The 24,578-nt window shown below is 67.2% G+C and carries 23 protein-coding genes; 7 read left to right on the top strand and 16 right to left on the bottom strand.

All coding sequences use genetic code 11. From position 1 onward, the window contains the following. Positions 1-17: 17 nt before the first annotated feature. Genes benC through benA form a run of 3 tightly spaced genes read right to left on the bottom strand, consistent with a single transcriptional unit; the run spans position 18 to position 4,677 of the window. Positions 18-2,735: a benzoate 1,2-dioxygenase electron transfer component BenC gene (gene benC, locus ADBZ6K_RS16145; protein ID WP_526348424.1), complete on the bottom strand. Its 2,718-nt coding sequence runs from the start codon at positions 2,733-2,735 to the stop codon at positions 18-20. Positions 2,736-2,771: 36 nt separating this feature from the next. Then, on the bottom strand, positions 2,772-3,296 hold the full coding sequence (benB, locus tag ADBZ6K_RS16140) for a benzoate 1,2-dioxygenase small subunit (protein ID WP_526348422.1): 525 nt from the start codon (positions 3,294-3,296) through the stop codon (positions 2,772-2,774). 1 nt (position 3,297) lies between these two features. Next, the gene (benA, locus tag ADBZ6K_RS16135; protein ID WP_526348420.1) at positions 3,298-4,677 is read right to left on the bottom strand and encodes a benzoate 1,2-dioxygenase large subunit; all 1,380 of its coding nucleotides are present in this window, start codon (positions 4,675-4,677) and stop codon (positions 3,298-3,300) included. 248 nt (positions 4,678-4,925) lie between these two features. On the opposite strand from benA, the gene ADBZ6K_RS16130 reads away from it, so the two are divergent. From ADBZ6K_RS16130 to catC, 4 genes are read left to right on the top strand one after another with little or no spacing between them, the layout of a single operon-like run. Next, a complete protein-coding gene (locus ADBZ6K_RS16130; RefSeq protein WP_526348418.1) occupies positions 4,926-5,849 on the top strand; it encodes a LysR family transcriptional regulator in 924 nt (307 codons plus the stop codon). After that, positions 5,846-6,958 (top strand): mandelate racemase/muconate lactonizing enzyme family protein, encoded by a 1,113-nt coding sequence (locus ADBZ6K_RS16125; RefSeq protein ID WP_526348416.1) that lies wholly within the window; start codon positions 5,846-5,848, stop codon positions 6,956-6,958. Before ADBZ6K_RS16130 ends, ADBZ6K_RS16125 begins: the two co-directional genes overlap by 4 nt. Positions 6,959-7,005: 47 nt before the next feature. Continuing rightward, positions 7,006-7,872, top strand: a complete 867-nt coding sequence (gene catA, locus ADBZ6K_RS16120) for a catechol 1,2-dioxygenase (RefSeq protein ID WP_526348414.1) — start codon at positions 7,006-7,008, stop codon at positions 7,870-7,872. A 7-nt stretch (positions 7,873-7,879) separates the two neighbouring features. Further along, a complete protein-coding gene (catC, locus tag ADBZ6K_RS16115; RefSeq protein ID WP_526348412.1) occupies positions 7,880-8,161 on the top strand; it encodes a muconolactone Delta-isomerase in 282 nt (93 codons plus the stop codon). A 274-nt stretch (positions 8,162-8,435) separates the two neighbouring features. Here the strand turns inward: catC and ADBZ6K_RS16110 are convergent, their stop codons facing one another. The 5 genes from ADBZ6K_RS16110 to ADBZ6K_RS16090 form a co-directional block, all read right to left on the bottom strand. Further along, the gene (locus ADBZ6K_RS16110; RefSeq protein ID WP_526348410.1) at positions 8,436-9,311 is read right to left on the bottom strand and encodes an MBL fold metallo-hydrolase; all 876 of its coding nucleotides are present in this window, start codon (positions 9,309-9,311) and stop codon (positions 8,436-8,438) included. 391 nt (positions 9,312-9,702) lie between these two features. Continuing rightward, the gene (locus tag ADBZ6K_RS16105) at positions 9,703-9,915 is read right to left on the bottom strand and encodes a hypothetical protein (RefSeq protein ID WP_526348408.1); all 213 of its coding nucleotides are present in this window, start codon (positions 9,913-9,915) and stop codon (positions 9,703-9,705) included. Positions 9,916-10,129: 214 nt separating this feature from the next. After that, complete coding sequence (locus ADBZ6K_RS16100) at positions 10,130-11,044, bottom strand: alpha/beta hydrolase (protein WP_526348406.1); 915 nt, start codon at positions 11,042-11,044, stop codon at positions 10,130-10,132. Positions 11,045-11,174: 130 nt separating this feature from the next. Beyond that, positions 11,175-12,191, bottom strand: a complete 1,017-nt coding sequence (locus ADBZ6K_RS16095; protein ID WP_526348404.1) for an alpha/beta fold hydrolase — start codon at positions 12,189-12,191, stop codon at positions 11,175-11,177. Beyond that, on the bottom strand, positions 12,188-13,747 hold the full coding sequence (locus tag ADBZ6K_RS16090) for a GMC family oxidoreductase (protein WP_526348402.1): 1,560 nt from the start codon (positions 13,745-13,747) through the stop codon (positions 12,188-12,190). Before ADBZ6K_RS16090 ends, ADBZ6K_RS16095 begins: the two co-directional genes overlap by 4 nt. A gap of 85 nt (positions 13,748-13,832) precedes the next feature. Here ADBZ6K_RS16090 and ADBZ6K_RS16085 point away from each other — a divergent pair, with 85 nt between their 5' ends. Then, positions 13,833-14,738 (top strand): LysR substrate-binding domain-containing protein, encoded by a 906-nt coding sequence (locus ADBZ6K_RS16085; RefSeq protein WP_526348400.1) that lies wholly within the window; start codon positions 13,833-13,835, stop codon positions 14,736-14,738. 12 nt (positions 14,739-14,750) lie between these two features. On the opposite strand, the gene ADBZ6K_RS16080 is transcribed toward ADBZ6K_RS16085, so the two are convergent. Continuing rightward, the gene (locus ADBZ6K_RS16080; RefSeq protein ID WP_526348398.1) at positions 14,751-15,839 is read right to left on the bottom strand and encodes an aldo/keto reductase; all 1,089 of its coding nucleotides are present in this window, start codon (positions 15,837-15,839) and stop codon (positions 14,751-14,753) included. 93 nt (positions 15,840-15,932) lie between these two features. Between ADBZ6K_RS16080 and ADBZ6K_RS16075 the strand changes: the two genes are divergently transcribed. Beyond that, positions 15,933-16,550 (top strand): TetR/AcrR family transcriptional regulator, encoded by a 618-nt coding sequence (locus tag ADBZ6K_RS16075; RefSeq protein WP_526348396.1) that lies wholly within the window; start codon positions 15,933-15,935, stop codon positions 16,548-16,550. A 41-nt stretch (positions 16,551-16,591) separates the two neighbouring features. Here the strand turns inward: ADBZ6K_RS16075 and ADBZ6K_RS16070 are convergent, their stop codons facing one another. From ADBZ6K_RS16070 to pcaH, 5 genes are all read right to left on the bottom strand, one after another. Continuing rightward, positions 16,592-17,476 (bottom strand): SDR family oxidoreductase, encoded by an 885-nt coding sequence (locus tag ADBZ6K_RS16070; protein ID WP_526348394.1) that lies wholly within the window; start codon positions 17,474-17,476, stop codon positions 16,592-16,594. 171 nt (positions 17,477-17,647) lie between these two features. Beyond that, entirely contained in the window at positions 17,648-18,781 is a 1,134-nt protein-coding gene (gene pcaDC / locus ADBZ6K_RS16065) for a bifunctional 3-oxoadipate enol-lactonase/4-carboxymuconolactone decarboxylase PcaDC (RefSeq protein WP_526348392.1), read from the bottom strand. Then, on the bottom strand, positions 18,778-19,989 hold the full coding sequence (gene pcaB, locus ADBZ6K_RS16060; RefSeq protein ID WP_526348460.1) for a 3-carboxy-cis,cis-muconate cycloisomerase: 1,212 nt from the start codon (positions 19,987-19,989) through the stop codon (positions 18,778-18,780). Before pcaB ends, pcaDC begins: the two co-directional genes overlap by 4 nt. Positions 19,990-19,991: 2 nt before the next feature. Beyond that, positions 19,992-20,546 carry a protocatechuate 3,4-dioxygenase subunit alpha gene (gene pcaG / locus ADBZ6K_RS16055; protein ID WP_526348390.1) on the bottom strand — a complete coding sequence of 185 codons (555 nt, stop codon included), beginning with the start codon at positions 20,544-20,546 and terminating at the stop codon, positions 19,992-19,994. Further along, entirely contained in the window at positions 20,543-21,334 is a 792-nt protein-coding gene (gene pcaH / locus ADBZ6K_RS16050) for a protocatechuate 3,4-dioxygenase subunit beta (RefSeq protein ID WP_526348388.1), read from the bottom strand. The genes pcaG and pcaH overlap by 4 nt, the downstream gene beginning before the upstream one ends. A 71-nt stretch (positions 21,335-21,405) precedes the next feature. Between pcaH and ADBZ6K_RS16045 the strand changes: the two genes are divergently transcribed. Beyond that, positions 21,406-22,155, top strand: coding sequence for an IclR family transcriptional regulator (locus tag ADBZ6K_RS16045; protein WP_526348386.1), 750 nt, complete (start codon positions 21,406-21,408; stop codon positions 22,153-22,155). 108 nt (positions 22,156-22,263) lie between these two features. Here the strand turns inward: ADBZ6K_RS16045 and ADBZ6K_RS16040 are convergent, their stop codons facing one another. Next, on the bottom strand, positions 22,264-23,598 hold the full coding sequence (locus tag ADBZ6K_RS16040; protein WP_526348384.1) for an MFS transporter: 1,335 nt from the start codon (positions 23,596-23,598) through the stop codon (positions 22,264-22,266). A gap of 44 nt (positions 23,599-23,642) precedes the next feature. Beyond that, positions 23,643-24,536, bottom strand: a complete 894-nt coding sequence (locus ADBZ6K_RS16035; RefSeq protein WP_526348382.1) for a shikimate dehydrogenase family protein — start codon at positions 24,534-24,536, stop codon at positions 23,643-23,645. Positions 24,537-24,578: the final 42 nt, after the last annotated feature.

Below are 24,578 nucleotides of genomic sequence, written 5' to 3'. Positions count from 1 at the left end.
GGGCTGGGAAGCGGGTGTCAGCCGAGGTCGCCGCCGGCGACGGGCAGAACGGTTCCGGTGATGTAGGACGCCTCCTCGGAGGCCAGGAAGCAGATCGCGGCGACCTGCTCGTCGAGCGTGCCGTAGCGTTTCAGCAACGACGAGTCGACGGTCTGCTCGATGTGGGCGTCGAACCAGGCCCGCTGGGTCTCGTTGCCAGGTGTCGGCGTACCGCGCGAGATCCGCCGCGGTGGCGCCTCGGTGCCGCCCGGGGCGGTGGCCACCACCCGGATACCGCTGTCGGCGTACTCCATCGCCAGCGATGCGGTGATGGCGTTGATCCCGCCCTTGGCCGCCGAGTAGGGGATGCGGTGGATGCCCCGCGTCGCCGCCGAGGAGACGTTGACGATGACACCGTGACCCCGGCCGACCATCGATGGCAGCGCGGCGCGGCAGGAGTACAGCGTGGTCATCAGTGAGCGGTCGATCTCGGCGCGGATCTCGGCGTCGCTGAACTCGGTGAACGGCTTGAAGTTGATCGCGCCACCCACGTTGTTGATCAGCACGTCGATCCGGCCGAACGCCGACAGGGCCTGCTGGACAACGCTTTCGGCGCCCTCCCAGTGCTCGAGGTCGGCGGTGACCGCCAGTGCCTCCGGCCCGCCGGTGGACAGTTCGTCGGCCAGTTCCTTGACCAATTCGGAGCGGTCGACGACCACCAGGGTGCCGCCTTCCGCGCTGATCCGGCGGGCGGTGTGCTCTCCGATGCCCTGGGCGGCGCCGGTGACGACGACGACCTTGCCCGCGAACCGTTCGGGCGTGACGAACTTCGGCCGTCGTCGCGCGAGTGAGTCGGCCATCGCGCGCCGCATGGTCTGCTTGGCCCGGTCGGCGTGCCCGGTGATCAGATCGCGGGCGGCCGTGCGGTCACCCGCCTCGAACGCGTTGACGATGTCGACGTGATCCTGTGCGCACAGCGGATGGCACCATGTCGCGTTGCGCAGCACCTCGGCCATCCGGCCCTTCACACCGAGCGCCTGGTAGGCCTGCAGCAGGTGCTCGTTGCCGGTCAGCGTGAACAGGTAGTCGTGGAACGCGGCGTTGGTCTCGGTGTACTGGGCGGCGTCGACCAACCGGTCGCCGTCGACGTAGGGCAGCGTCGACTCGGCCAGCAGGCGGTAGCCGGCGATCTGACGGCTCGACAGCCTGCCCAGGGTCAATTCCAGCGCGCCGAGTTCGAGCGCCTGACGCGCCTCGAAAAGCGCGTCGGATTCGTGAACCTCGGGGTGCTCCTCGCCGATCTGATAGCCGTCCCGCGCCACTGCGGAAGCGGGCTGGACAGGTGCCACAGGAGCCGGTACCGCAACCACCGTCGGACCGGCGGCCGGCGCCACTGCAGGAGCAGCAGCCCCGAACACTTCCTGACCCGCCACCGAACGCGCGTTGGCCGAAACCAGCAGTGCGCTATCGGCATCCAGCGGAGTCGCGACGCCGCCCGCCGCCGGAGCCATCAACTGCCCGGCGATCCGGCGGATGCTGTCGGAATCGTCGAGTACCCCGCCGCTGCTCTGTGCGACCAACTCGGCCTGCGGCAGCATCACCTGCCCGGCTACGGCGCGTGCGTCGGCGGAGACCAGCAGTTCCTCTGCCGGTGCCGTGACGGCGGTTTCGGCCCCGGACTCGGACCCAGCCGATGTCTCCGCAGCCGCGGCGGCGGGGGCGTGGGCGAGCGCGAACTTCTCGTAGTAGAACCCGGACGGGTCGATCCCGGCCCCGGCTACGTGGCGCCGCACCGCCTCCACCATCGGCGGCGGGCCGCACAGGTAGATCGCGACGTCACCGTCGTAGAGGTGGGCGGGCTCGATCAGGCTGGTCACGTATGCGCGTTCCGGACCCCGGTTGGGGGAGCTGCTCGCCGGGTCGGCCACGCAGTGGTCCCAGGTGAATCCCGGGAGCGTGGCCGCGATGTCGTCGATCGCGTCCAGGGCGACCAGGTCCTCATCGGTGCTCACCCCGTAGACCAGGTGGACCTTGCGGGGGCTGCCGCTGTCACGCAATTTGCGCAGCATCGCCAGGACCGGTGCGAGCCCGGTACCGCCGGCCAGCAGCAGCGCCGGGCGCTGCGCCTCCCGCAGGAAGAACGACCCGTTGGGGCCGGTGAACGAGAGGGTGTCGCCCACCGCGGCGCGCTGCGCCAGGTAGTCCGACATCGCCCCGCCCGGGGTCAGTTTGATCAGGAAGGTGAGTTCTTCGTCGTGCGGGGCGTTGGAGAAGGAATAGGAACGGGTGAGTCCGGGCTCCGTCCCCGGCACCGCGATGTTGACGTACTGCCCTGGCAGGAAAGCCAGTTCGGATCGGTTGGGGATCTCGATACCGATCTCAACGGTGGTGGCCGACAACCGATCCAGCCGCACCAGGGTCCCGGTGTAGGTCGCGGCCTGGGTCTTGGCGATATCGGAGGTGCTGGCGATCTGCAGGACGAGGTCCGAACGCGGTTTCATGCTGCACGGCAGCACGTAGCCGGCGGCGGCCTCGTCGGGCGACAGCGCGTCGTCGATGTAGGTGCCGCCGTCATAGTCGCCCGATTCGCACAGCGCCTTGCAGGTGCCGCAGGCACCGTCGCGGCAGTCCAGCGGGATGTTGATGCGCTGGCGGTAGGACGCGTCGGCGACGGTCTGGTCGTCTCGGCAGGTGATAAAGCGGGTGACGCCGTCCTCGAAGGACAGCGCCACCGAATATCCCGTGGTTTGGGTCATGTTGGTGGCCTTAAGTTTTCGGCTGACGTCGTCAGCTCAGAAGTGGTAGACGTCCACCACGTGGTGGATGTAGTCGTTCTTGAGCACCACGGTCTTGCGCCGGATCAGCGGCTGTTCGCCCGAGAAGTCGATGGTGTAGAACGAGGTTCCGTAGTACGGGTCGATGGTCTTGTACCGGAAATACATGGTGTGCCAGTTGAATCGGACGTCCACCAGGTCGCCCCGGCGTTCGATGACCTCGACGTTGCTGATGTTGTGGCTGGTGCGCGGCTCGGGGATCGACGTCGCCGACGACCGCTCGGTGCGGATCCGGAAGATCCGGTCCTCCAGACCGCCCTTGTTGGCGTAGTAGATCAGTGAGATGTCGCGCTGCGGATCCTCGACGAGCGCGTCGTTGTCATCCCACGACGGCATCCAATAGACGACGTCGTCGGCGTAGCAGCCGAGCCACTTCTCGAACTCGCGGTCATCCAGGTAGCGGGCCTCGCGGTAGAGGAACTGCTCGATGGTGTTCTGGGTGATGAGTTTCCCAGCGGTGCTGGATTTTTCGGTGGTGGTCATCTCAGTTCTCCGTTCCTGTGGCTTCTTCGCGGGCGAGGGCGTCCCGCATGGTCTGCAGCCAATAGCCGTGCTGGACGGGATAGAGACCCTCGTCCTCGTTCTTGATCCCGGCCGAGATGACGCCGTTCATGTCGAGTGCTTCGGCTACGGGATCGGGTCCGGTCAGCCAGTGCTGTGCGCCGCGGCTCATGTCATTCCACGGCGCGGCTTGCGCCCGGAACGTCAGCTGGCAGGAGCGGAATTCTTCCAGGTCATCGGGAGTGGCCATACCCGAGGCGTTGAAGAAGTCCTCGTATTGTCGGATCCGGTGGGCCCGGGCCTCGGCGCTCTCCCCCTTGGGGGCGATGCAGTAGATGGTGACCTCGGTCTGGTCCGGCGCGATCGGGCGGAAGTGCCGGATCTGCGTCGAGAACTGGTCCATCAGATAGACATTCGGGTACAGGCACAAGTTGCGCGACCCCTTGACCATGAACTCGCCCTTGGCGTCGCCGTACTGCTTCTTGAGCTCGTCGAGCTTGTCCCACAGCGGCCGGTCCTCTGGGTTGCCCGCCCAGGTCCACAGGCACAGGTGGCCATGCGGGAACGACCAGTAGCCGCCGCCGGACTTACCCCAGCTGCCGGCGTCGAGCGCCTTGGTGTCGTTCTTGGATTCGCCGGTGGACCGCCTGCTGGTTGTCGCGGCGTAGTTCCAGTGGGTGGCGGTGACGTGGTAGCCGTCGGCGCCGTTCTCGGCCTGCACCTTCCAGTTGCCGTCGTAGGTGTAGGTGGACGATCCGCGCAGCACCTCCAGGCCATCGGGCGACTGGTCGACGAGCATGTCGATGACCTTGGTGGTGTCGCCGAGGTGCTCGTCCAGTGGCAGGACGTCGGGGTTGAGGCTGCCGAACAGAAAGCCTCTGTAGCCGTCAAATTTCGCGACCTTGGTCATGTTGTGGCTGCCGTTGACGTTGAAGCTGTCCGGGTAGCCGGCGCCGTCGGGATCCTTCACCTTGAGCAGGGTGCCGTCGTTGCGGAAGGTCCAGCCGTGGAACGGGCAGGTCAGGGTCATCCGGTTGTCGGTTTTGCGCCGGCAGATCATCGCGCCGCGGTGCGCGCAGGCGTTGACGAGCAGGTGCAGCTCGCCGTTCTTGTCGCGGGTGATCACGACGGGCTGGCGGCCGATGTAGGTGGTGAAGTAGTCGCCCGGATTGGGCACCTGGCTCTCGTGGGCCAGATAGATCCAGTTGCCCTCGAAGATGTGCTTCATCTCCAGCTCGAAGATCTCCTCGTCCGTGAAGATCCGGCGGTTGGCGCGGTAGATACCGGCCTCGGGATCGTCGATGACCGCGTTGGCGAGAACGCTCGCCACGCGGTTGGGACGGGGGGTGATCGATGCGGTCATAAGTTCCTCCGGACTGGGCTGTTTGTGATGCTTCCCAGCACACTCACAGGTGGTGTCCCCGATCACACGAGGGGAATTCCCAGTCCTGACCTAGGGCCTTATTAAGCAGTTCCGTTTATCAATAAGACGAAACTTAGTCCTTGTTCTGTATGTATTTGCGACCTACCGTGGAGGTGTCGCCCATCACAACCGGGCCCCAACGAGACCCAACGAGACATTGCCGGAAACACGACATCGGACTGGGAGCCATGGATCTTCGTCACCTGCGCTACTTCGCCGCCGTGGCCGACACATGCCACTTCGGCCAGGCGGCCGAGCAGCTGCACGTTGCCCAGCCTGCGCTGTCCTACGCGATCCGTCAGCTCGAAGCCGAACTCGACGTGACCCTGTTCAACCGCACCACGCGCCAGGTGTCGCTGACGGCGGCGGGGGAGTTCCTGCGCGCCGAGGCGGAGCGGATCCTGGCAGGTGTCGCGGACGCCGAGCGGGGGGTTCGACGTATCGCCGCGGGCCGCGCCGGGCTGCTGCGTGTCGGGCTGACCGGAACAGCGGCGTTCTCCTATCTGCCGCGCATCGCACGGGCCGTGCGCCGGGAGCTGCCCGACGTCGCCCTGGAGATCCAGGCCGACCTGCTCACACCGCCACAGTGCGAGGGTCTGCGGACGGGCTCGCTGGATCTGGGCGTGCTGCGTCCGCCGGCATCCGGTGACGGCATCGCGCTGCGCACCATCGACGTCGAACCGCTTGTGCTGGCCGTCTCCGTCGACCACCGGCTGGGGGTCGAACCGGTCTTGGCGATGGCGGATCTGCGCGGCGAACCCTTCGTGGCGTATTCGAGCCCGGACTCCGCCGTCAACGACGCGTTGCTGCGCAGCTGCCGGCGCGCCGGCTTCGTTCCGCGCCGCGAGCATTCCGCACCCGGCACTGCCGTCCTGCTCGCGCTTGTAGCCGCCGGTCTCGGCGTCGCGGTCCTGCCCGCTTCGGTGCGCTCGCTATCCCTGGAGGGCGTCGTCTTCCGGGACCTGCTCGACGCGGGCACCATCGACCTCGCCCTGGCCTGGCGCCAGGGTGCCGACAACCCGGTCGTGGACGCCGTCGTCGACGTCCTGCAGACCGCCTTTCCCGCCCATGCCGACGCAGCCCCGAGAGAGACCCGGAGAGAGGCACTGTGAAAATCACTGCTGTGGAGGCGATTCCGTTCGCCATCCCCTACGTCAAACCGCTGAAGTTCGCTTCCGGAGAGGTGCACGTGGCCGAACACGTGTTGGTGCGGGTGCACACCGACGACGGCATCGTCGGCGTGGCCGAGGCGCCGCCGCGTCCGTTCACGTACGGCGAGACCCAACCCGGCATCGTCGCGGTCATCGAGCAGATCTTCGCCCCCCAGATCATCGGTCTGACGCTGCTGGAACGCGAGGTCGTGCAGCAGCGGCTGGGCCGCACCGTCGGCAACCCCACCGCCAAGGCCGCAGTCGACATGGCGATGTGGGACGCCCTCGGCCGCACCCTGGAGCTCCCGGTGAGCAGCCTGCTCGGCGGATACACCGACCGGATGCGCGTCAGCCACATGCTCGGCTTCGCCGAGCCGGCGAAGATGGTCGCCGAGGCGGAGCGGATGCGCGACACCTACGGCATCACCACCTTCAAGGTGAAGGTCGGGCGGCTGCCCGTCACGCTGGACACCGCCGTCGTGCGCGCGCTGCGTGACCGCTTCGGCGACGCCGTCGAACTGTACGTCGACGGCAACCGCGGGTGGAGTGCCTCGGAGTCGTTGCGCGCCATGAAGCAAATGGCCGACCTGGACCTGCTGTTCGCCGAGGAGCTGTGCCCGGCCGACGATGTGCTCGGCCGGCGCTGGCTGGTCGGACAGCTCGACGTGCCGTTCATCGCCGACGAGTCGGTGCCGACGCCCGCCGACGTCACCCGCGAGGTGCTTGGCGGCTCGGCGACCGCGGTGAGCATCAAGACCGCGCGTACCGGATTCACCGGCTCGGCGCGGGTGCACCACCTCGCCGAGGGTCTCGGCCTCGAGGTGGTGATCGGCAACCAGATCGACGGTCAGCTCGGCACCGCGTGCGCGGTCACCTTCGGTGCCGCCTACGAGCTGACGTCACGGCGGGCCGGCGAACTGTCCAACTTCCTCGACATGTCCGACGACCTGCTCGCCCAGCCCCTGCGCATCCGGGATGGCCTGCTGCACATCCCGCCCGGCGTCGGCCTCGGTGTCGACATCGATCCCGACAAGCTCGACCGGTACCGCACCGACCGGCGACCCCACTGACCCCTGACCAGATCGACAGCCCAACAAAGGAAATCAGGAGAAGAACGATGACGACCATCGAAACACCCACCGAACAGGCCAGCGCCGCCGCATCCGGCGCATCGGCGACTGAGCGTTTCCACGCCGACAAGTCGCCCTTCGCGGCGGTGAAGGACACCCCGGCCGAACGTGTCGACACCATCGCCCGCGAGGTGCTCGCCGCAGTGCACGACACCATCCGCAGGCACCGCGTCACCTACGACGAGTACAACGCGCTCAAGGCGTGGCTGATCAACGTCGGTGAGGACGGCGAGTGGCCGCTGTTCCTCGACGTGTGGGTGGAGCACGTCGTCGAGGACGTCGCGACCGACCACCGCGAGGGCAACAAGGGCACCATCGAGGGCCCGTACTACGTCCCCGGCTCACCTGAGCGCGGCGCGACGGGCACCATTCCGATGCGGGACGACGAGGCGGGCACCCCGCTGGTGTGGGATGGCGTCATCACCTCCACCGACGGCACCCCGCTGCAGGGCAAGGTCGAGCTGTGGCACGCCGACGCCGACGGGTTCTACTCGCAGTTCGCCCCCGGTCTGCCGGAGTGGAACCTGCGCGGCTCCTTCTCCACGGGCGCCGACGGCAGGTTCACCATCACCACGATCCGTCCCGCGCCGTACATGATCCCCACCGACGGTTCATGCGGCAAGCTCATCGCCGCCGCGGGCTGGCATGCGTGGCGGCCCGCTCACCTGCACGTCAAGGTGTCGGCACCCGGTCACGAGCTGCTCACCGCGCAGCTGTACTTCCCCGGTGATCAGCACAACGACGACGACATCGCCAGCGCGGTCAAGCCGGAGCTGATCCTCGCCCCGCAGGCCCAGGCCGACGGCAGCGAGAAGGTCACCTACGGCTTCGTCCTCGACCCCGAGCGGGGCTGAAGGTTCCATGCTCTATCACGTGCGGATGGACGTCCACATCCCCCACGAGCTTGACCCGGATGTCCGGGCCAGGCTTGTGGCACGGGAGAAGGACTACTCACAGCAACTGCAGCGGGCAGGCAAGTGGCCCGAGATCTGGCGCATCGTCGGCGAGTACGCCAACTTCTCGATCTTCGACGTCGAGTCCAATGACGAACTGCACCAGATACTTTCCGGTCTGCCGCTGTTCCCCTACATGAAGGTGCACGTCACCCCGCTGGCCGCCCACCCGTCCGACGTCAAGGCCTGACCGGCTGGCGTCGCAGGCACTGCCGAGGGTGGACTCATGGCACGCGCCGTCCTTCGCGTCGCATAAGTCCACCCTCGCGCCAGGCGCTGCCATATGTCTGGGCGAGATGCCGCCGTGCCACGCAGGTCAGGAGCGGTTGCGAAGATTGACGGCCTTTGCCTGTGCAATAAAAATATGCATATATCGCAATATCAACATCTTTCTTCGATCGATACCAATGCAGGGGGTACGGGCATGGGCCGGTTCCTGCCTGGAATCGGGCGAATTCGGCCCACTACTCCTGTTCGGGCCAAAGGATGAAGTCGTCGCAGACATGCCTGACCGGGTGGGGGCCGGCGTCGCGAAGTGCTGAACGTATCGCGTCGAGATGCTCGACGGTCATCTCCAACGGGGGTTCGTCGGGCTGGAAGGTCGTCAACACCGGGTAGTCGACGCCTGGCGTCCTCGTCATCTCAATGTGGCAGCCGATGACGTGGGTCACCGGGCGGGATGCGCTGAAGTCGATGAGTCGGTCGATGCTCTGCGTGAACGCTTGCCAGTCAACGATATAGAGCCGGCCCCGGTACACCGTGTCCCCGGTGAAGAGGATGCCCGTGCGCGTGTCGTAGAACGTGACGGCGGCGGCGTCATGGCCCGGCGTGGCAAGGACTTCGAGGGTGCGCTCGCCCAGGTCGACTGCCTGGACGGCGCTGGGGTCCTCGGCGAAGCCGAAGAAGTTCCACGCCGTCTCCTTGTCGGCCTTCACAAGGGATGTGTCGGGGCGGTCGACGAATTGCCCGTCACCGGCGACATGATCGCCGTGTGAATGGGTGTGCAGCACCAGCAGTTCGTAGGCGCTGTCGTCGCGGCTGTGACGGTCCAGCCACGTCCCGATCAGGTCGTCGACCAATCTGCGCAGCGGGAAGTACTGCGCGGAAGCGGTTGCGCCGGTGTCGAGTAGAACCACGCGATCACGCCCGAAGAGCAGGAACAAGAACGGTGCTTCATAGTCGATGGCCTTGTTCTGTCGCAGCATGACCGTGTCGTCGTCATACCAGTAGACCTGTAAGTCGGGATCGGAATTGTGTTTCGACGACACCGATCCGTGTATCCAGCGGACGTTCAAGGGCTTCGCGACAGGAACGACATCGGGTTTGTCAACGTCAGACATCAAGGCCTCCAATGTGCGTCGTTCTCACGAGCCGGGGTACGGCGCACATCCTGTCCGGGTCACGCCGTCGTGCACCGACAAGATGAGAAATTAGCAGCGTGGCAGATGCTCGGCTATCGCGACAGGATCATCCGCAGTTACCCTTGCCGCCGTCGCGCTGTCTGCGTCCTGGCTGGGGTGGCATCGGCTCGCGTCGACGGTGAGCCCACGGCCGCGACCACACTGTGCCCGGTGACCGCTTCGGTGGTGGCGTATTCCGGACCGCGCGAGGCGCCATACGCGGGCATCGCATGTGGAGTGCTGGTCACGTCGATTCCTGACTGTGAGCGGGGGTGGATGCCGGGCAGGCCCGGAGGTGTGGGGGCGTCCGGGCCTGCTGTCGGGTTGGGGTTCAGCCGTTGTGGTTCTGGTGGTGGTGGTGGATCGAGGTGCCCGGCTGGGGGGTGTTGTGCTGCTGGGGGAAGGTCGGGTGGCTGATCGAGGGGGTGTTGGTGTGGGTGGGGGTGGTCTGCGCGGAGCTGGTGGCGGCGGCGCCCAGGGCGATGAGGGCGGGGGCGGCGGTCAGGGCGAGTCCGGCGGCGATCCGGCGTGCGATGGTGTTCATGTGGTTCTCCTTGTGTGCGTGGGCTTTTCGGCCCTTCCGGCCGGTGTGTTCCGGCGATGAACCAAGAATGCCGGTTGCGCGCACAGATGTCTGTCGGGTGATCGGGCCCTGGTGTGGGGGAATCCGGTGTCCACCGATCGGTGGACATGCGGCCACCCGCACCGATCAGGGGCGCCCGTTCAGGTGGAAACAGCCGGCGGGCAAGAGCGCATATCTAACGTGATCCGCCTGCGGCGGTGGCACGGACGACGTGCTCGCAGATCCGCGCGTAGGAGTGGCGGGTGACGTCGGTCGCCGAACTCATGATGTTGTAGCCATGGTCGACGCCGGGCACCTCGTAGTACTCGATCGACGCGCCGGCAGCCGCCAGCTTGTCGGCATACCGTCGCGCTTCGTCGCGGAGTCGGTCCTGCTCTGCGGTCACGATCAGCGCGGGCGCGATACCCGCCAGGGGGGCGGCGTCACCCCAGGCCGGCGAGGCCAGCGGATGGCGCCGCAGTGCCGGATCAGGAATGTAGGCGGTATCGAACACCTCGCCCATCCACGGCTTCATCACCGCCCGCGAGCCGATCGTCGTCGGCTTGTCCCGCGTGGGCGTCACCAGGTCCAGCGGGGCGTAGAACAGCATCTGCAAAGCGATGCGCGGGCCGCCGTTCTCCACTGCCTGACGGGCGGCTGCCGCGGCAAGATTGCCGCCCGCGCTCTGCCCGCCCACGCAAAGCCGAGTCCCGTCCCACTGCCGGTCCGCGTCGGCCGCCCAGCAGACGATGTCGTAGATCTGTTGTGGCGCAGCAGGAAATCGGTAAGCAGGTGCCAGCACATAGTCCGGGTTGACGACGACGACCCCGGCATGGGCGGCCAGGTACCGACACCACGGATCGTCCTGTTCGGGATGCCCGACGACAAATCCGCCTCCATGGATGTTGACGTACACCGCCGGCGACTCCACGTCGATCGGGGGATGGTAGACCGTGGCGGCGACCGCTCCGTAGCGCGTCGGGATCGTGGCCGACGAAGTGCGGCCGGGGATGTCGGTGAACCGCACCGCGGGTTTCGGCGCCGGGTTGACAGTCGCCGCGAACAGCCGGGCCAGCGTATCGGCGACGAGCGGACGGGACAGCAGGGACATCACGCGGCCTGCCCGTACTGTCCGCAACTCGTCAGCTCGAAGTCGGGGCAGGTCTCACGGAGTGCGTGGACACGCGAGAGCAAGGTGCGCCCGACCGGAATCTGTGCGCTCATCGTGATGATCCGTCCCGTTAGTTGATGTGCTTGGCGATGTCTGCAATGTCGGCGATCGCCGACGCGAACTGATGAGGTGCCTCCTGCGGCACGTTGTGCCCGATGCCGTCGAGCACTCGATGCTCGTAGGGACCGGTATAGAGCGGTCGGTACGCGGCGCCGTCCTTTGCGGCACCATCGAAATCACTGCCGATCGTGATGGTGGGGACCGTGATCTGCGGCTTCGCGGCGAGGCGGTGTTCGTCAGCGTCGTAACGGCTTTCGCCGTGGGCGAGGCTGAGCCGCCAGCGGTAGTTGTGGATGACGATGTCGGCGTGGTCGGGGTTCTCGAAGGCAGCGGCGCTCAGGTCGTAGGTGGCGTCGTCGAAGTGCCACAGCGGGGAGGCGTTGGTCCAGATGAGGCGGTTGAAGTCCTTGGTGTTCTGCCGGTATCCGGCCTCACCGCGGGACGTGGCGAAGTAGTACTGGTACCACCAGCCGTACTCGGCCTGCGGTGTCAGCGGCTTGCGGTTGGCGGCCAGATCCACCGTGATGTATCCGCTGACCGCCACCAGGCCCGAAACCCGTTGCGGCCACAGCGCTGCCACGTTGTTGGCGGTGCGGCCACCCCAGTCGAACCCGCCGAGGATCGCACTGTGGATGTCCAGCGCATCCAGCAGCGCGATGGCGTCGTGGGCGAGCGCCGCCTGCTGGCCGTTGCGCATTGCGTCAGGGGACAGGAACCTCGTCGTCCCGAAGCCCCGCAGAAACGGCACGATCACCCGGAACCCCTTGGCGGCGAGGACGGCCGACGCGTCCGCGTAGCTGTGGATATCGTAGGGCCAGCCGTGGAGCAGGAGCACCGGTTGGCCGTCGGACGGGCCCGCTTCGGCGTACCCGACGTTGAGGTCGCCTGCGTCGATCTGTTTGACCGGGCCGAGTCGGTGCGCCGGCGCTGTCGGTGGGCCGGCCGTCGCGGGTGTCGACGTGCACCCTGCGAGAGTGGCGGCACCCGCCGCTGCCGCGGCAAGCAGCCCGAAGTCCCTTCTGTTCACAGTCCGTGTTCCTTCCGGATCATGTCGCCCGCGCGTTCACCGATGACAACGCATGGCGCCATGGTGTTTCCCGTCGTGACCCGCGGCATGATCGAACCGTCGGCGATCCGCAGGCCGTCGATGCCGTAGACCTTCAGCCGCGCGTCGACGACGGACATCGCGTCGCGGCCCATCTTGGCCGTGCAGGTTTGGTGCCAGTAGCTGGATGCGGCGTCGCGGACGAACCGTTCCAGCTCCGCGCCTTTCAGATTTCCGGGCATGACTTCTCGGCGGGCGAACGGCCGCAGTGCTGCGGAGTTGCCGATCTCCCGGCACAGTTCCACGGCGGCGACTGCGGCTTTGACGTCGTCGGGGTGGGCCAACATGTTGGCGTGGATGTTGATCGGATCGAGTGGGTCGGCCGAACGTAGCGAGAGGTGCCCGCGGCTCTTGGGTCGCACCACGCCGGCGAACAGTGTCCACCCCTGCTCGGGTAGGCCGAATCGGGCGATGTTCTCGGCACTGGACTTCGGCACCTCGGCCTGGCAGGTCTGCAGGTCGGGCGCTTCCAGCCCCGGTGCACTCGTCACGAAGTACGTTGCCTCCGAGGCGTTGTTGCGCGGCGGCAGCGGTTCCCGGTATTCCCACACGCAGTCGAATCCGGGATGGTCCTGGAGGTTGCGCCCGACGCCGGGCAGGTGTGCGCGAACCGGGATGCCGACGCGACGCAGTTCCGATTCATCGCCGATTCCGGAGTGCAGCAACGCCTTCGGGGTGTGGATCGCTCCGAGCGAAAGGACGACCTCGGTTGTCGCGGTGACGCGGTGCACCTGGCCACCGGACACGAGTTCGACACCGGTCGCCCGACCTCCGCCCACGATGACCCGGGTCACCAGAGCGGCAGTGAGGACGCTGAGGTTGGGGTGATGGACGATCGGTGCCACGTAAGTGCCGAAGACGGACTGGCGTCGTCCGTCGCGCACCCGGATGTCGGTGATCGCAGCACCTGCGGTGCACTCCATCATCCGGCCGTTCTGATTGTCGAACGTCGGAATCCCGACCGAACGGGCAGCTTCAATCGTGGCTGGTGCCAGCGGATTCGGAAGGGGTGCGGGGATGACGTACACCGGGCCGCCGGTTCCGCGGTAGTCCGGGTCCGGATCGCCGTGAAAGTCCTCGATCCTCCGGTAGATATCCAGAACGGCCTCGTAGCCCCAGTTCTTGTCGCCGGAGTCGAACGCGAAGAAGTCCCAGTCGGCTTTGTGTCCGCGCGCCCACACCATCAGGTTGATGCCCGATCCGCCGCCGAGTACCTTGCCCATCGACAGTGGTACCGAACGGCCGTTCACGTGTGCGGACGGGGCCGCGATGAATCCCCAATCCCGCTCGCTTCCGAGGTTCAACGGCCACTGACCGGCCGCGGTGACGCTCGGCACCTGATCGGTTCCACCGGCCTCGATCAGCAGCACCGAGACGGCGGGGTTGTCGGCGAGGCGTCGGGCGACGACCGATCCGGAGGATCCGGCGCCGCACACGATGACGTCGTAGCTCGTGTCAGGGGCGGTGATGAATGGCATGCATTCCATAACAGTCCAACCAGATCATCAAGTCCAACGATTGTTTTTGATTAAAGACATCTATGTAGTAGATAGAATTCCGGATGTGGAATTGCGCCAGATCGAGCACTTCGTGGCGGTCGCCGGTGAACTGAGTTTCACCCGTGCCGCCGAACGCGTACACGTGGTGCAGTCCGCGCTGTCGACGTCCGTCGCCAAGCTCGAACGGGAACTGGGTGTCGAACTGTTCGACCGGACCCGCCAGCAGATCAAGCTGACCGCGGCGGGCGAACGCTTCCGCGCGCACGCGTACGAAGTGCTGCGCGCCTGCCGCGCGGCCACCGAATCGGTCAGCGAGTTCCGCGGATCGCTTTCCGGCATCGTCGAATTCGGTTCGCTGATCTCGTACGGGCCGATGGATGTCGCCCGGGCGCTCGGCGACTTTCACCGCGTGCACCCGTTCGTCCGACTACGACTGCGGCTGAGCCAGTCGGGTGCGTCGGCGTATCTGTCCGCCCTTGTGGAGGGGTCTCTTGACGTTGCGCTGGTATCGGTTCCCGAACGATTCCCGCCGCAGCTGGAGATGCGGCTGCTGTTCGAGGAGCCGATGGTGTTCGTCTGCCGCGAGGACCATCCGCTGGCCACCAGTGGGCCGGTGGAGCTCTCGGAGATCGCCAACGAAGACCTGGTCGGTTTCCCACCCGGGTTCGGCCTGCGACGGCTGATCGACGACGCCTTCCACGCCGCCGGCGTGCAGCCCCGCACGCAGTACGAGGTTCCCGCCGGATTCGCCGCCATCGCCGAACTTGTCGGCAACGGTCTCGGAACCGCGTTCATGCCCGTCTCGGAAGCGGGGCGTTTCAGTGACCTGCGGGCCGTCGACCTCGCAGACCGGGTGCTGTGGCAGGTGTACCTGGCCAGCCCGCCGGTGGACCGGCTGACCCCCGCGGCGGCCCGCCTGGCCGACGCACTGCTGGATGCGGCCGCTGCCGCCCGCACCCAACAGCGATGACGGTAGGTCACGTCATTCTCCCGAGGGACGTCCTTGCGGTGAGACGGGAGCCGGGACCGTCCGTGCGTGAACGGCGGAGTACCGGTCACCGGCGATCAGGTCCGGACTGAAGGCGTACGAAAGGTAGGAGACTTCGTCGGCGCTGATGGCCACGTCAGTTGCCGCGAGGTTTTCTCGTGCGAAAGCCAGTCGCTTGGTGCCGGGGATGGCGACCACGTCGAGCGGCTGGGCGAGGAGCCAGGCAAGTGCGAGTTGCCCTGGGCTGCAGCCCTTACCGCGCGCCATGATCTTGAGCTGCTCCACGGGTGCGAGGTTCTTCGCCAGATTGTGGGCGCTGAACCGGGGATTCGTAGCGCGGAAGTCACTCTGTGCGAAAGTGGCGCCTGGTTGCAGAGCGCCGGTCAGTGCGGATCGTCCGAGCGGGCTGTACGGCACCAGCGTAATGCCGAGTTGACGGCAGGTTGCCACTACGCTGTTGTCGCCGCCGGCCTCGACACCTCGCTCCCACAGGGAGTATTCGCTTTGCAGCGCGGAGATCGGATGCACGCTGTGCGCGCGCCGGAGGTGATCCGGTGAGGCCTCGCTAAGGCCGATCGCGCGGACCTTCCCCGCCTCCACCAGATCACTCATCGCTCCGACCGTGTCTTCGATCGGTACCCGAGGATCGATGCGGTGGTAGTAGTACAGGTCGATGACGTCGGTGCGGAGCCGTTGGAGACTGGCGTCACAGGCTGTCCGGACGTAGTCCGGATGTCCGTTGATGGCGATGCCGTTGTGATCGTCGTTGATTCTGGCGGCGAACTTCGTGGCCAGGACGACCTGGTCACGACGCCCCTCGAGCGCTTGTCCGATGAGTGCTTCGTTGTGTCCGAATCCCTTGATCGCGACGCCCCACGTGATGTCGGATGCTCCGTACACATCGGAGGTGTCCAACAAGTCGACGCCCAGATCGAGGGCGCCGCGAATGGTCGACACCGACTCGTCATCATCGGCGTCACCGTAGAACTGCGACATTCCCATGCAGCCCAACCCAATCGGTCGAACGGTCAGATCGGAGTGGCCCATTGCCACCCGTGCCGACCCGCGAGCCATCTCAGCCATATCCATAGTCAACCTCCATTAAGTCTACGTATGTAGACATCGGCAATTGTACGAACGTAGACTTTGGCGGAATGATTCCCTAGCTTGGTTGTCGTGCCCTCGCAACAGCGTCGACCCAAGAACGCGGCGGCCACCCGCCAGGCGATACTGGACTCGGCGATCGTGGCCTTCGCCCGCGCCGGATACGACGGGGTCGGCGTTCGCGAGATCGCACAGGGCGCGGGGGTCACCGCCATGCTGGTGAACCGCTACTTCGGATCCAAACGACAGCTGTTCGCCGAGGCAGTCGAAACATCCTTCGCTGCGCCGGTATTCGTCGCTGAGCAGCCACGAGACGCCGCAACCATCGCTCGCGACATCGCGTCGGAGTTGGTGGCGCGGATCGCGCCCGACGATGATCTGCCGGCACCTTTCCTGATCATGCTTCGGTCGGTGTCGAACGCAGACGCCACCGAGATCGTCCGGGGTGCGATCGAGCGGCACGTGAAGACTCGGCTCGTCGACGCGCTTCCCGGGCCGAGTGCTCAACCGCAAGCAGATCTGATTCTCGGGGTGATCAGCGGAGCCCTCCTGATGCAGCGCATCGTTGCGCCGCATCCGGTCGACGAGACCGAGAGGCGCTTCCTGCGCGACGCGCTGGAGAAGGTGTTCGGCGCGATCGTCAACACCCCTGTGCCGAAGCCGAAGCGTCGGCGTCGCAGTGTGTCATGACAGGAGCGCTCGAGAAGGACGCCATTGTGTGCGAATCACCCTCAGTTGCATGCGGTTTCGACTCCAAGCGGGTTGAGTTGTTCGGCGGTGGCGTCGTCGGCGGCGGTGGAGACGCTGAGCGTCTCCCATTTCTCGTCCGAGGCCAGCAGGTCACGTCCCGCCGCCGTGGCGTACCGAAAGGCATCCGGACCGACGAGTAGCCGAGCGGGTGGCGCTGCCATGCCGATGACCTGCAGGACCAGATCGGCAACCTTGGCCGGATCGCTGGCGCCGAGATGGCCCGTCCTGCTCATCCCGGCCGCGGTCCCCACGGTTTGCGCGTACTCCGCGCGCACGGGATCGACTCGCATGGACGACCCTGCCCAGTCGGTACGCATCCCGCCCGGTTCCAGGACGCTGACCTTGATCCCCAACGGAGCGACCTCCGCGGCGAGGACACCGGAGAACCCGTTCACCGCCCACTTCGATGATTGGTAGGCGGCCAGGCCCGGTCGGGTGAGTCGCCCTCCCACCGACGAGATCTGCACGATATGACCGCATCGCTGGGCCCGCATGATCGGCAGCACGGCTCTGGTCAGGCGAACGACGCCGTAGAAGTTGGTATCCACCTGTGCGGTGAAGTCCTCGAAGTCGACGTCCTCGATCGCGGCCATGTTGGCGTAGCCGGCGTTGTTGACCAACACGTCGATGCGGCCGAATCGCTGCACCGTCGCGCTCACCGCGCCGCGCACGTGCCCATCGTTGGTCACGTCGAGTTCGACGACGACCAATGATTCAGGATGCTCAGCTGCTAGATCGGTCAGTGCTGGGACGGACCGGACACCGGCGACGACCCGATGCCCGTCCGCCAATGCGGCGATGACGATGTCACGCCCCAAGCCCCGGGAGGCACCCGTAACCAGGATGACTTTCGAACGAGCTGACATTCGGGCTCCTAAGAATCGCGGGATGGTCATATCCCATGTCTACGTCTGTATACATATCGATATGCCTACCAACGCGGACGCGATGGGTAATGTTCCCGCGCTCTCGGTCTCAGCGCGGCGACCTCGATCGCCGATCTGTTCGGAGAGACTTCGTGAGGCTCCTGTGACGGATCAGCCCAGCACCTGCGCGGCGATCCGGAAGGCGGTGTTCGCGTCCGGTACACCGCAGTAGATCGCCGCCTGGAGAAGCACTTCTTTGATCTCGTCGTCGGTCAGGCCGTTGCGGCGCGCGGCACGCAGATGCATCGCGAGCTCTTCGTGATGGCCGCGGGCGATCAGCGCCGTTAGCGTGATCAGGGACCGGCTGCGGCGATCCAGACCGGGCCGGGTCCAGATGCTGCCCCACGCGTAGCGGGTGATCAGATCCTGGAAGTCGGAGGTGAAATCCGTTGTCGCCGTGATGGCCCGGTCGACGTGCTCGTCGCCGAGCACCTCCCGGCGCACCGCCATCCCTGCGGTGTAGACATCGGGAGCGGCGAGCCCGGCGATGAGATCGGCGACCTTCAGCGGCGTCTCGGCAGGGGCCAGGTGGGCGACCCCGTCCAGCACTCTCAGCTGCGCGTCCTTCACACCGGATGCGATGCGGCGCAGGGATTCCGGTGGGGTGGCGATGTCGTCCGCGCCGGCGATGCACAGCACCGGCGCCGCGATCTCGGCCAGCCGGTCGGTCACGTCGAATCGGGCGAGCGCTTCGCAGACCCGCGCGTAGCTCTCGTCGTCGGCGTCGCGCAGCGCATGCAGCAACGCCGAACTGGTGTCGGGGTTCTTGTCGGTGAACCCCGCGGCGAACCAGCGTTGCGCGGAGCTGACGAGCAGCGCCCCGGTTCCCGACGCGCGCACCGTGGCCGCCCGTTCGGCCCAGGACTCGGCGGTGCCGATCACCGCGCCGGTGCACACCAGGGTGGCGGTCCGGATCCGCTGCGGGGCATCGAGGGCCAGCTGCAAACCGACACAGCCGCCGACGGAGTCGCCGCCGTAGTGGAATCCGGCCCCGGGACTGACGCGGTCGACGAGCGCGAGCACTCCCGCGGCCAGATCGGCGATGGTGAACGGTTCGGCGTAGGCGGGGGAGTCGCCGTGACCCGGCAGGTCCCAGGCGATCACCCGGAATCGGGCGGCGAGTCGTCGTGCCGCGGTCCCCCACAGGGTGGCCGCCGAGGTTCCCAGCGACGGCCCGAGCACCAGCAGCGGTGCGTCGTCGGGGCCACCGAAATCGGTGCCGGTGATCGTCGGGGCAGCGCTCATTGCGGTTCCTTCAATTGTTCTCTGGCCCGTTGCAGTGCCGCGTCGACGAGCCGGTCGGTGGCACCGAGATAAGCCGGGGCGGGTGGACGTCCGGTGAGTCCGCTCATTGTTCGTTGTTCGGCCAGAACGCCGTCGGCCGCCGCGAGGTTGGCCGCCGCGCGGGTGCCGTCGAAGGTCAGGCCGCACAGTAGCTCCGACGCCTGGGCCGCGGCCACCACGGTCCGCCGGGCCAGAATGGCCAGGGTCGACCACTCCGCATGCCAGGCGCCGTCGGCGCGCTCGTCGACGCTGGCCGCCGACGCGGAGTGCAGCGTCGCACCGAGGCCCGGGGCGGCCAGTGCGGCGCGCCGCAGCAGTACCACCGCGACGGGGTTGCGCTTATGCGGCATGGTGGACGAACCGCCGGATTGCCCCTCGGCGAACTCGCCGATCTCGAAGCGGCTGCCGGTGGCGATATCCGCGGCCAGATGGCCCCACGCATCGCAGCAGCCGACCAGCGCGTCGCCGGAGCGGGTGACGACCGATCGCACGGTGTGCCAGGGCGGTGCGGCGGCGAGTCCCAGCGCCGAGGCGAGCGCGTCGGCCAGTGCCACCGCGGCATCCGGTGATGCGGTGAGCTCCGTCGTGGCGGCCAGCGTGCCCGCCGCGCCGCCGGCCTGGACGGGAAGGGCAGGCAGGGCCGCCAGTGTCCGGCGGGCGTCGAGCACGGCGGACAGCCAGGTGGCGAACTTCAGCCCGGCCGTGCTGGGCAGGGCGGGCTGGGTCAGCGTGTGTGCCAGCATCGGCGCATCCCGGCGGGTTTCGATGAGCCGGACCAGGGTTGCCACCTGTGCGGTGAGTTCTTCGTCGACCCTGCGCAGTGCGTCGCGCAGGCACAGCATGAGCGCGGTGTCGAGGACGTCCTGACTGGTCAGCCCGCGATGCAACCAGCGCGCGGCGTCCGGGTAGTCCGTGCCCGCACGTTTTCGCAGCAGCGCGACGAGGCCGGTGACCGGGTTGCCGTCACGCTCGGCGCCCGCGGCGATCGGTCCGGCGTCGTCGGTGGAGACCATCGAGGTCAAGTCGGCACCCGCCGAGCGGGGCGCCACGCCTTCCTCGACAAGCACTGCCAGCCAGGCATTTTCGACCTCGACAAGCGCGCGGAGGAACGCGGTCTGGCTCATCACGTCCCCCGCGCGCTCGTCGCCGGGCCAGAACAGGTCGGGCACGCTCACTGTCCCGGGTAGCGCAGGAAGACCGTCTCGCGCTCGCCCTGCAACCGGATGTCGAACCGCAGCCCCTGCTCGTCGCGTTCGGCGATCAGGGTGGCGCGGCGGTCTTCGGGGAGGCCGGCCAGCAGCGCGTCGTCGTCGAGGTCTTCGCCCGGCACGTATGCCCTGGTGAACAGTCGGTTGAGCAGCCCGCGGCCGAACACGGTGACAGCGATGAACGGCGCCTTACCGGGCTCGGTGGGACCCGGCTCGACCGTGCTGAACCTGAAGTGGCCCTCGTCGTCGGTGGATACCCGGCCCCAGCCGGTGAACGTCCACCCGTCGCGGCGCAGCGAGCCTGCAGACTGCGCAACGTTGCCGTCGGCATCGGCCTGCCAGATCTCCAGCATGACGTCCGGAACCGGCTTGCCGTCACCATCGGTCACCACGCCGTGGAACTGGACGGCGCCGGGCGTCTGCGGCGGCACCAGCTCGTTGCCCCGCTCGAACGGAAGGGCGTAGCCGTAGAACGGCCCGATGGTCTGGCCCGGAGTTGCGGTCAGGAGTGTGCTCATAGGTCGTGGTCCTCTGCTTCGAAGTGCGTCCTGTTGCTTCCCGTCAGCACGATGTCCCAGCGGTAGCCGGTCGCCCACTCGTGGGTGGTCACATCGTGGTTGTAGGTGGCGACGAGCCGGTCGCGTGCCTTTTGGTCGGTGATGGACTGATAGATGGGGTCGAGGCCGAACAGCGGATCGCCGGGGAAATACATCTGGGTGATCATCCGCTGCGTGAAATCCGTTCCGAACAGCGAGAAGTGGATGTGCGCAGGCCGCCACGCGTTGTGGTGGTTCTTCCACGGGTAGGGGCCGGGCTTGATGGTGGTGAACCGGTAGTTGCCGTCGTCGTCGGTCAGGCAGCGACCGACCCCGGTGAAGTTCGGATCCAGTGGCGCGGGATGCTGGTCGCGCTTGTGGACGTAGCGTCCGCCTGCGTTGGCCTGCCAGATCTCGACGAGCTGGCGGCGCACCGGACGGCCGTCGCCGTCGATGATGCGTCCGGTGACGATGATGCGCTCGCCGATCGGTTCGCCGTTGTGCTGGATGGTCAGGTCGGATTCGAGGCGGTGCACGTCGCGCTCGCCGAAGCAGGGCGCCCACAGCTCGATCGTCTCCGGATCGGCGTGGTGCAGATCCTTGGTCGGATGCCGCAGCAGGCTGCTGCGATAGGGGGCGTAGTCGAGGCGGGGCTGGGTCTCTTCGACGCCGGTGCGCAGGTAGCCGGTTTCGATCGCCGCGATCTCCGCGTTGATCTCCGCCTGGCTCGCCGATGCGCTGTCGGGGTCGGTGTTTACGAGGGCTGTCATGTAGAAGACGTTAGGGGGTCGGGCGTGGCGGCGGACACAGTAGACTTCCGTTCAGCGGAAGGATGGTGAAGATGGCCGGGAACACCTCCGCACCGGGTGTCACCGTGACCGCCCGCCTGCTCGCGGTGATCGCCGCGTTCGACGAACGGCACCGCAGTCTGGCGCTGACCGAGCTCGCGCACCGGGCTGACATCCCTGTGCCGACGGCGCATCGGTTGGTCAGGGAAATGGTTGCGGGAGGGGCGCTTGCGCGCCGCGGCGACGGGCGCTACGTGGTCGGCAGGCTGTTGTGGGAGGCCGGCCTGCTGGCGCCGGTCGAGGGTCGATTGAAGCAGGTGGCGGAGCCCTTCCTGCATGACGTCTACGCCGCCACCCTGGCTACCGTGCATCTGGCGGTGCGGGACGGCCACCAGGTGCTCTACCTGGAGCGGATGTCGGGCCGGGCGTCGGTGCCGATCGTGAGCACGGTGGGCAGCCGGTTGCCCATGCACTGCACCGGGGTGGGCAAGGTGCTGCTGGCCCATGCGCCGCGTGAAGTACAGGAGACGGTGTGCTCCAACCTGATTCGCATCACCGCACATACCGTCACCCAGCCACGGGTGCTGCTGGCCCAGCTGGAACGCATCCGTCGGGAAGGTGTGGCCACCACATCCGAGGAGATGTCGGTGGGGGCGTGTTCGATGGCGGTTCCGGTCGTGCAGGCCTCCGATGACGCGGTGGCCGCCGCGATCGGGGTGGTGGTGCCCAGCCTCAAGCGCGACCGCCAGCGGCTGCTGGGCGCCCTGCAAGTCGCGGCGCGCGGCATCGGCCGGTTGCTGTGAGCCGGCCCCGTGCGGAAGGCGTAATCGATTGCTGAACAGGCTTTTACGCGCGAAGGCCCCGCCACCCGGGGAATGGTGGCGGGGCCGGCGCGGCGGGTGTGCCGCGTGTCAGTGCTTGATCAGCACGTCGGGGGAGCTGTGGACCTTCCTGCCGAGCAGCTCGGTGGGCACGTCCTTGGTCTCGCGAGCCGTCGCGGCCGCCAGGGCGGATACCACGCAAACCACCGCGGTGAAGACGCTGATCACGATCCAGCCGCCTTCCCGGACGCCGCCGAGTGCGGTGACGATCGACGGTGCGAAGCCCGCCAGCAGGAACCCGAGCTGGGTGCCGATGGCCATGCCGGAGAAGCGGACCTCGGTGGAGAACATCTCGCCGTAGAACGCCGGCCACACGGCATTGGCGGCGGCGTAGCCGAACGAGAAGGTCGCCACGGCCAGCGCGAACGTCAGGAGGGTGTTCCCGCCACTCATCGAGAGCATGTAGAACGGCATCAGCACCGCCGATGACAGCGCGCCGTAGATGAAGACCGGCTTGCGGCCGATGCGGTCGGCGAGCTTGCCGAACAGCGGCTGCGTGCCCAGTGCGAACACGTTGGCGACCACGACCAGCCACAGGGTGATATCGGCTTCGAGGCCGACCTTCTTGCCGTAGGCGAGCGCCAGGTTGGCGAAAACCGTTGAGACGGCGGCGATGAAGGCGCAGACGATGACGCGCAGGACATCGGCCCAGTGGTTGCGCATCAGCGGGATCAGCGGCACGCGGGCGATGGTTCCGGCCTCTTTGGCCTCGGTGAACTGCGGGGTCTCATGCAGCTGACGGCGGATGAAGAAGGCGACGATGACGACGACGGCGGAGAACCAGAACGGCACCCGCCAGCCCCAGCTGTACTTGGCCTCGTCGGGCAGCGCCATGAACGGGATCATCACCAGCGAGGCCAGGATGAGACCGCCCTGGGTGCCGGTGAGCGTCCACGAGGTGAAGAACGCGCGCTGGTGGTCGGGAGAGTGCTCGAGCGTCAGTGAGCTGGCGCCGGCCTGCTCGCCGGCGGCCGACAGGCCCTGCATCAGCCGGCACGCGACCAGCAGTGCGGGGGCACCCCAGCCGATGGTCTCGAACGTGGGCAGGCAGCCGATGATGAACGTGGACAGACCCATCAGCACGAGCGTGAACATCAGCACCCGCTGGCGTCCGATGCGGTCGCCGAAGTGGCCGAGGATGAACGCACCGACCGGCCGGGCGACGTAGGCGAAGCCGAAGGTGGCGAACGACATCACCAGCGCGGCGTCGTCACCGGACGGGAAGAAGATGTGCGGGAAGATCAGCGCGGCCGCCGATCCGAACAGGAAGAAGTCGTAGTACTCGACGGCACTGCCCATGAAACTGGCCAGCGCGGCCTTCCTGGGGGTGCGCGTATGCGCATCCGACTGGTCGGTGGTGGTCATGTGTGTAACTCCTTGGTGTGAATTGTGATGGGTGAATGGACGATTCATGCCGGATTGGCGGCGACGAGTGAACGGAAGTGACTCGACATGCGGTGTGCGTCGGGTGTCACGCCGGTGATGAGTGCGAACGCTTCGGTGGCCTGGTGTACGGCCATGTGGCCGCCGTCGAGGGTGCGGCAGCCCGCGGCGCGGGCGGCCTGCAGCAGCGGCGTGTCCAGCGGACGGTAGACGATGTCGGCCACCCAGAGGCCGGCGTGCAGGAGTGCGGCGTCGAACGGCAGGCCCGGGTGGGCGGCCATGCCGGTGGGGGTGGCGTGGACGACCCCGTCCGCATCGGGCAGCAGCACCGACAGCTTGTCGAAGGCCGAGGCATCCACCTGGGCGGTGGTGTGCCGCGTCGCGAGGTCACCGGCCAGCGCGGCGGCGCGGTCGATGTCGACGTCGACGATGGTCAGGTGCGCGGCGCCCAGCCGGAGCAGGGCGTCGGCGACCGCGGCGCCCGCGCCGCCTGCGCCGACGAGGACGACGTGGCCGGTCGGCGCGCCGGGCAGACCTTCGGTGAACCCGGTGGCGAATCCGGTGGTGTCGGTGTTGTACCCGACGGCCCGGATGCCGTCGGGTCCCTGCTCGAAGACGACGGTGTTGACGGCGCCCAATGCTGCGGCGACCGGATCGACCTCGTCGAGGTGGGCCAGGACCCGCTGCTTGCACGGGTGGGTGATGTTCAGCGCGTCGTAGCCGAGCGCCTTCGCCCAGGACAGGATTTCGCCGATCTGCTCGGGCGCAGCACCGATGACGTCGAGGTCAATGGTGCGATAGACGTAGTCCATGCCCTGCGCGCGCCCCTCTGCCATGTGCATCGGGGGGGTGAGCGACGGACCGACGCCAGTGCCGACCAGGCCGACCAGGTAGGGGTGATGGCCCTTGGGGTGTGTCATCTCGTGCCCGTCTCCTTAATGTACGAACTAGTACGTTCGCAA

This window comes from Mycobacterium sp., from assembly GCF_044223235.1.
Classification (GTDB): Bacteria; Actinomycetota; Actinomycetes; order Mycobacteriales; family Mycobacteriaceae; genus Mycobacterium.
This window is presented reverse-complemented; position numbering and strand designations above follow the sequence as displayed.

Bases quoted from the DNA above. Each gene is read 5' to 3' on its own strand.
- pcaDC (WP_526348392.1), bottom strand. From the start codon at position 18,781: ATGAGCGCTGCCCCGACGATCACCGGCACCGATTTCGGTGGCCCCGAC.
- ADBZ6K_RS16080 (WP_526348398.1), bottom strand. From the start codon at position 15,839: ATGGCTGAGATGGCTCGCGGGTCGGCACGGGTGGCAATGGGCCACTCC.
- pcaH (WP_526348388.1), bottom strand. From the start codon at position 21,334: ATGACAGCCCTCGTAAACACCGACCCCGACAGCGCATCGGCGAGCCAG.
- pcaG (WP_526348390.1), bottom strand. From the start codon at position 20,546: ATGAGCACACTCCTGACCGCAACTCCGGGCCAGACCATCGGGCCGTTC.
- ADBZ6K_RS16100 (WP_526348406.1), bottom strand. From the start codon at position 11,044: ATGTCCCTGCTGTCCCGTCCGCTCGTCGCCGATACGCTGGCCCGGCTG.
- ADBZ6K_RS16035 (WP_526348382.1), bottom strand. From the start codon at position 24,536: ATGACACACCCCAAGGGCCATCACCCCTACCTGGTCGGCCTGGTCGGC.
- ADBZ6K_RS16090 (WP_526348402.1), bottom strand. From the start codon at position 13,747: ATGCCATTCATCACCGCCCCTGACACGAGCTACGACGTCATCGTGTGC.
- ADBZ6K_RS16130 (WP_526348418.1), top strand. From the start codon at position 4,926: ATGGATCTTCGTCACCTGCGCTACTTCGCCGCCGTGGCCGACACATGC.
- benC (WP_526348424.1), bottom strand. From the start codon at position 2,735: ATGACCCAAACCACGGGATATTCGGTGGCGCTGTCCTTCGAGGACGGC.
- ADBZ6K_RS16105 (WP_526348408.1), bottom strand. From the start codon at position 9,915: ATGAACACCATCGCACGCCGGATCGCCGCCGGACTCGCCCTGACCGCC.
- ADBZ6K_RS16110 (WP_526348410.1), bottom strand. From the start codon at position 9,311: ATGTCTGACGTTGACAAACCCGATGTCGTTCCTGTCGCGAAGCCCTTG.
- ADBZ6K_RS16070 (WP_526348394.1), bottom strand. From the start codon at position 17,476: ATGTCAGCTCGTTCGAAAGTCATCCTGGTTACGGGTGCCTCCCGGGGC.
- benA (WP_526348420.1), bottom strand. From the start codon at position 4,677: ATGACCGCATCGATCACCCCCCGTCCCAACCGCGTGGCGAGCGTTCTC.
- benB (WP_526348422.1), bottom strand. From the start codon at position 3,296: ATGACCACCACCGAAAAATCCAGCACCGCTGGGAAACTCATCACCCAG.
- catA (WP_526348414.1), top strand. From the start codon at position 7,006: ATGACGACCATCGAAACACCCACCGAACAGGCCAGCGCCGCCGCATCC.
- ADBZ6K_RS16045 (WP_526348386.1), top strand. From the start codon at position 21,406: ATGGCCGGGAACACCTCCGCACCGGGTGTCACCGTGACCGCCCGCCTG.
- catC (WP_526348412.1), top strand. From the start codon at position 7,880: ATGCTCTATCACGTGCGGATGGACGTCCACATCCCCCACGAGCTTGAC.
- ADBZ6K_RS16040 (WP_526348384.1), bottom strand. From the start codon at position 23,598: ATGACCACCACCGACCAGTCGGATGCGCATACGCGCACCCCCAGGAAG.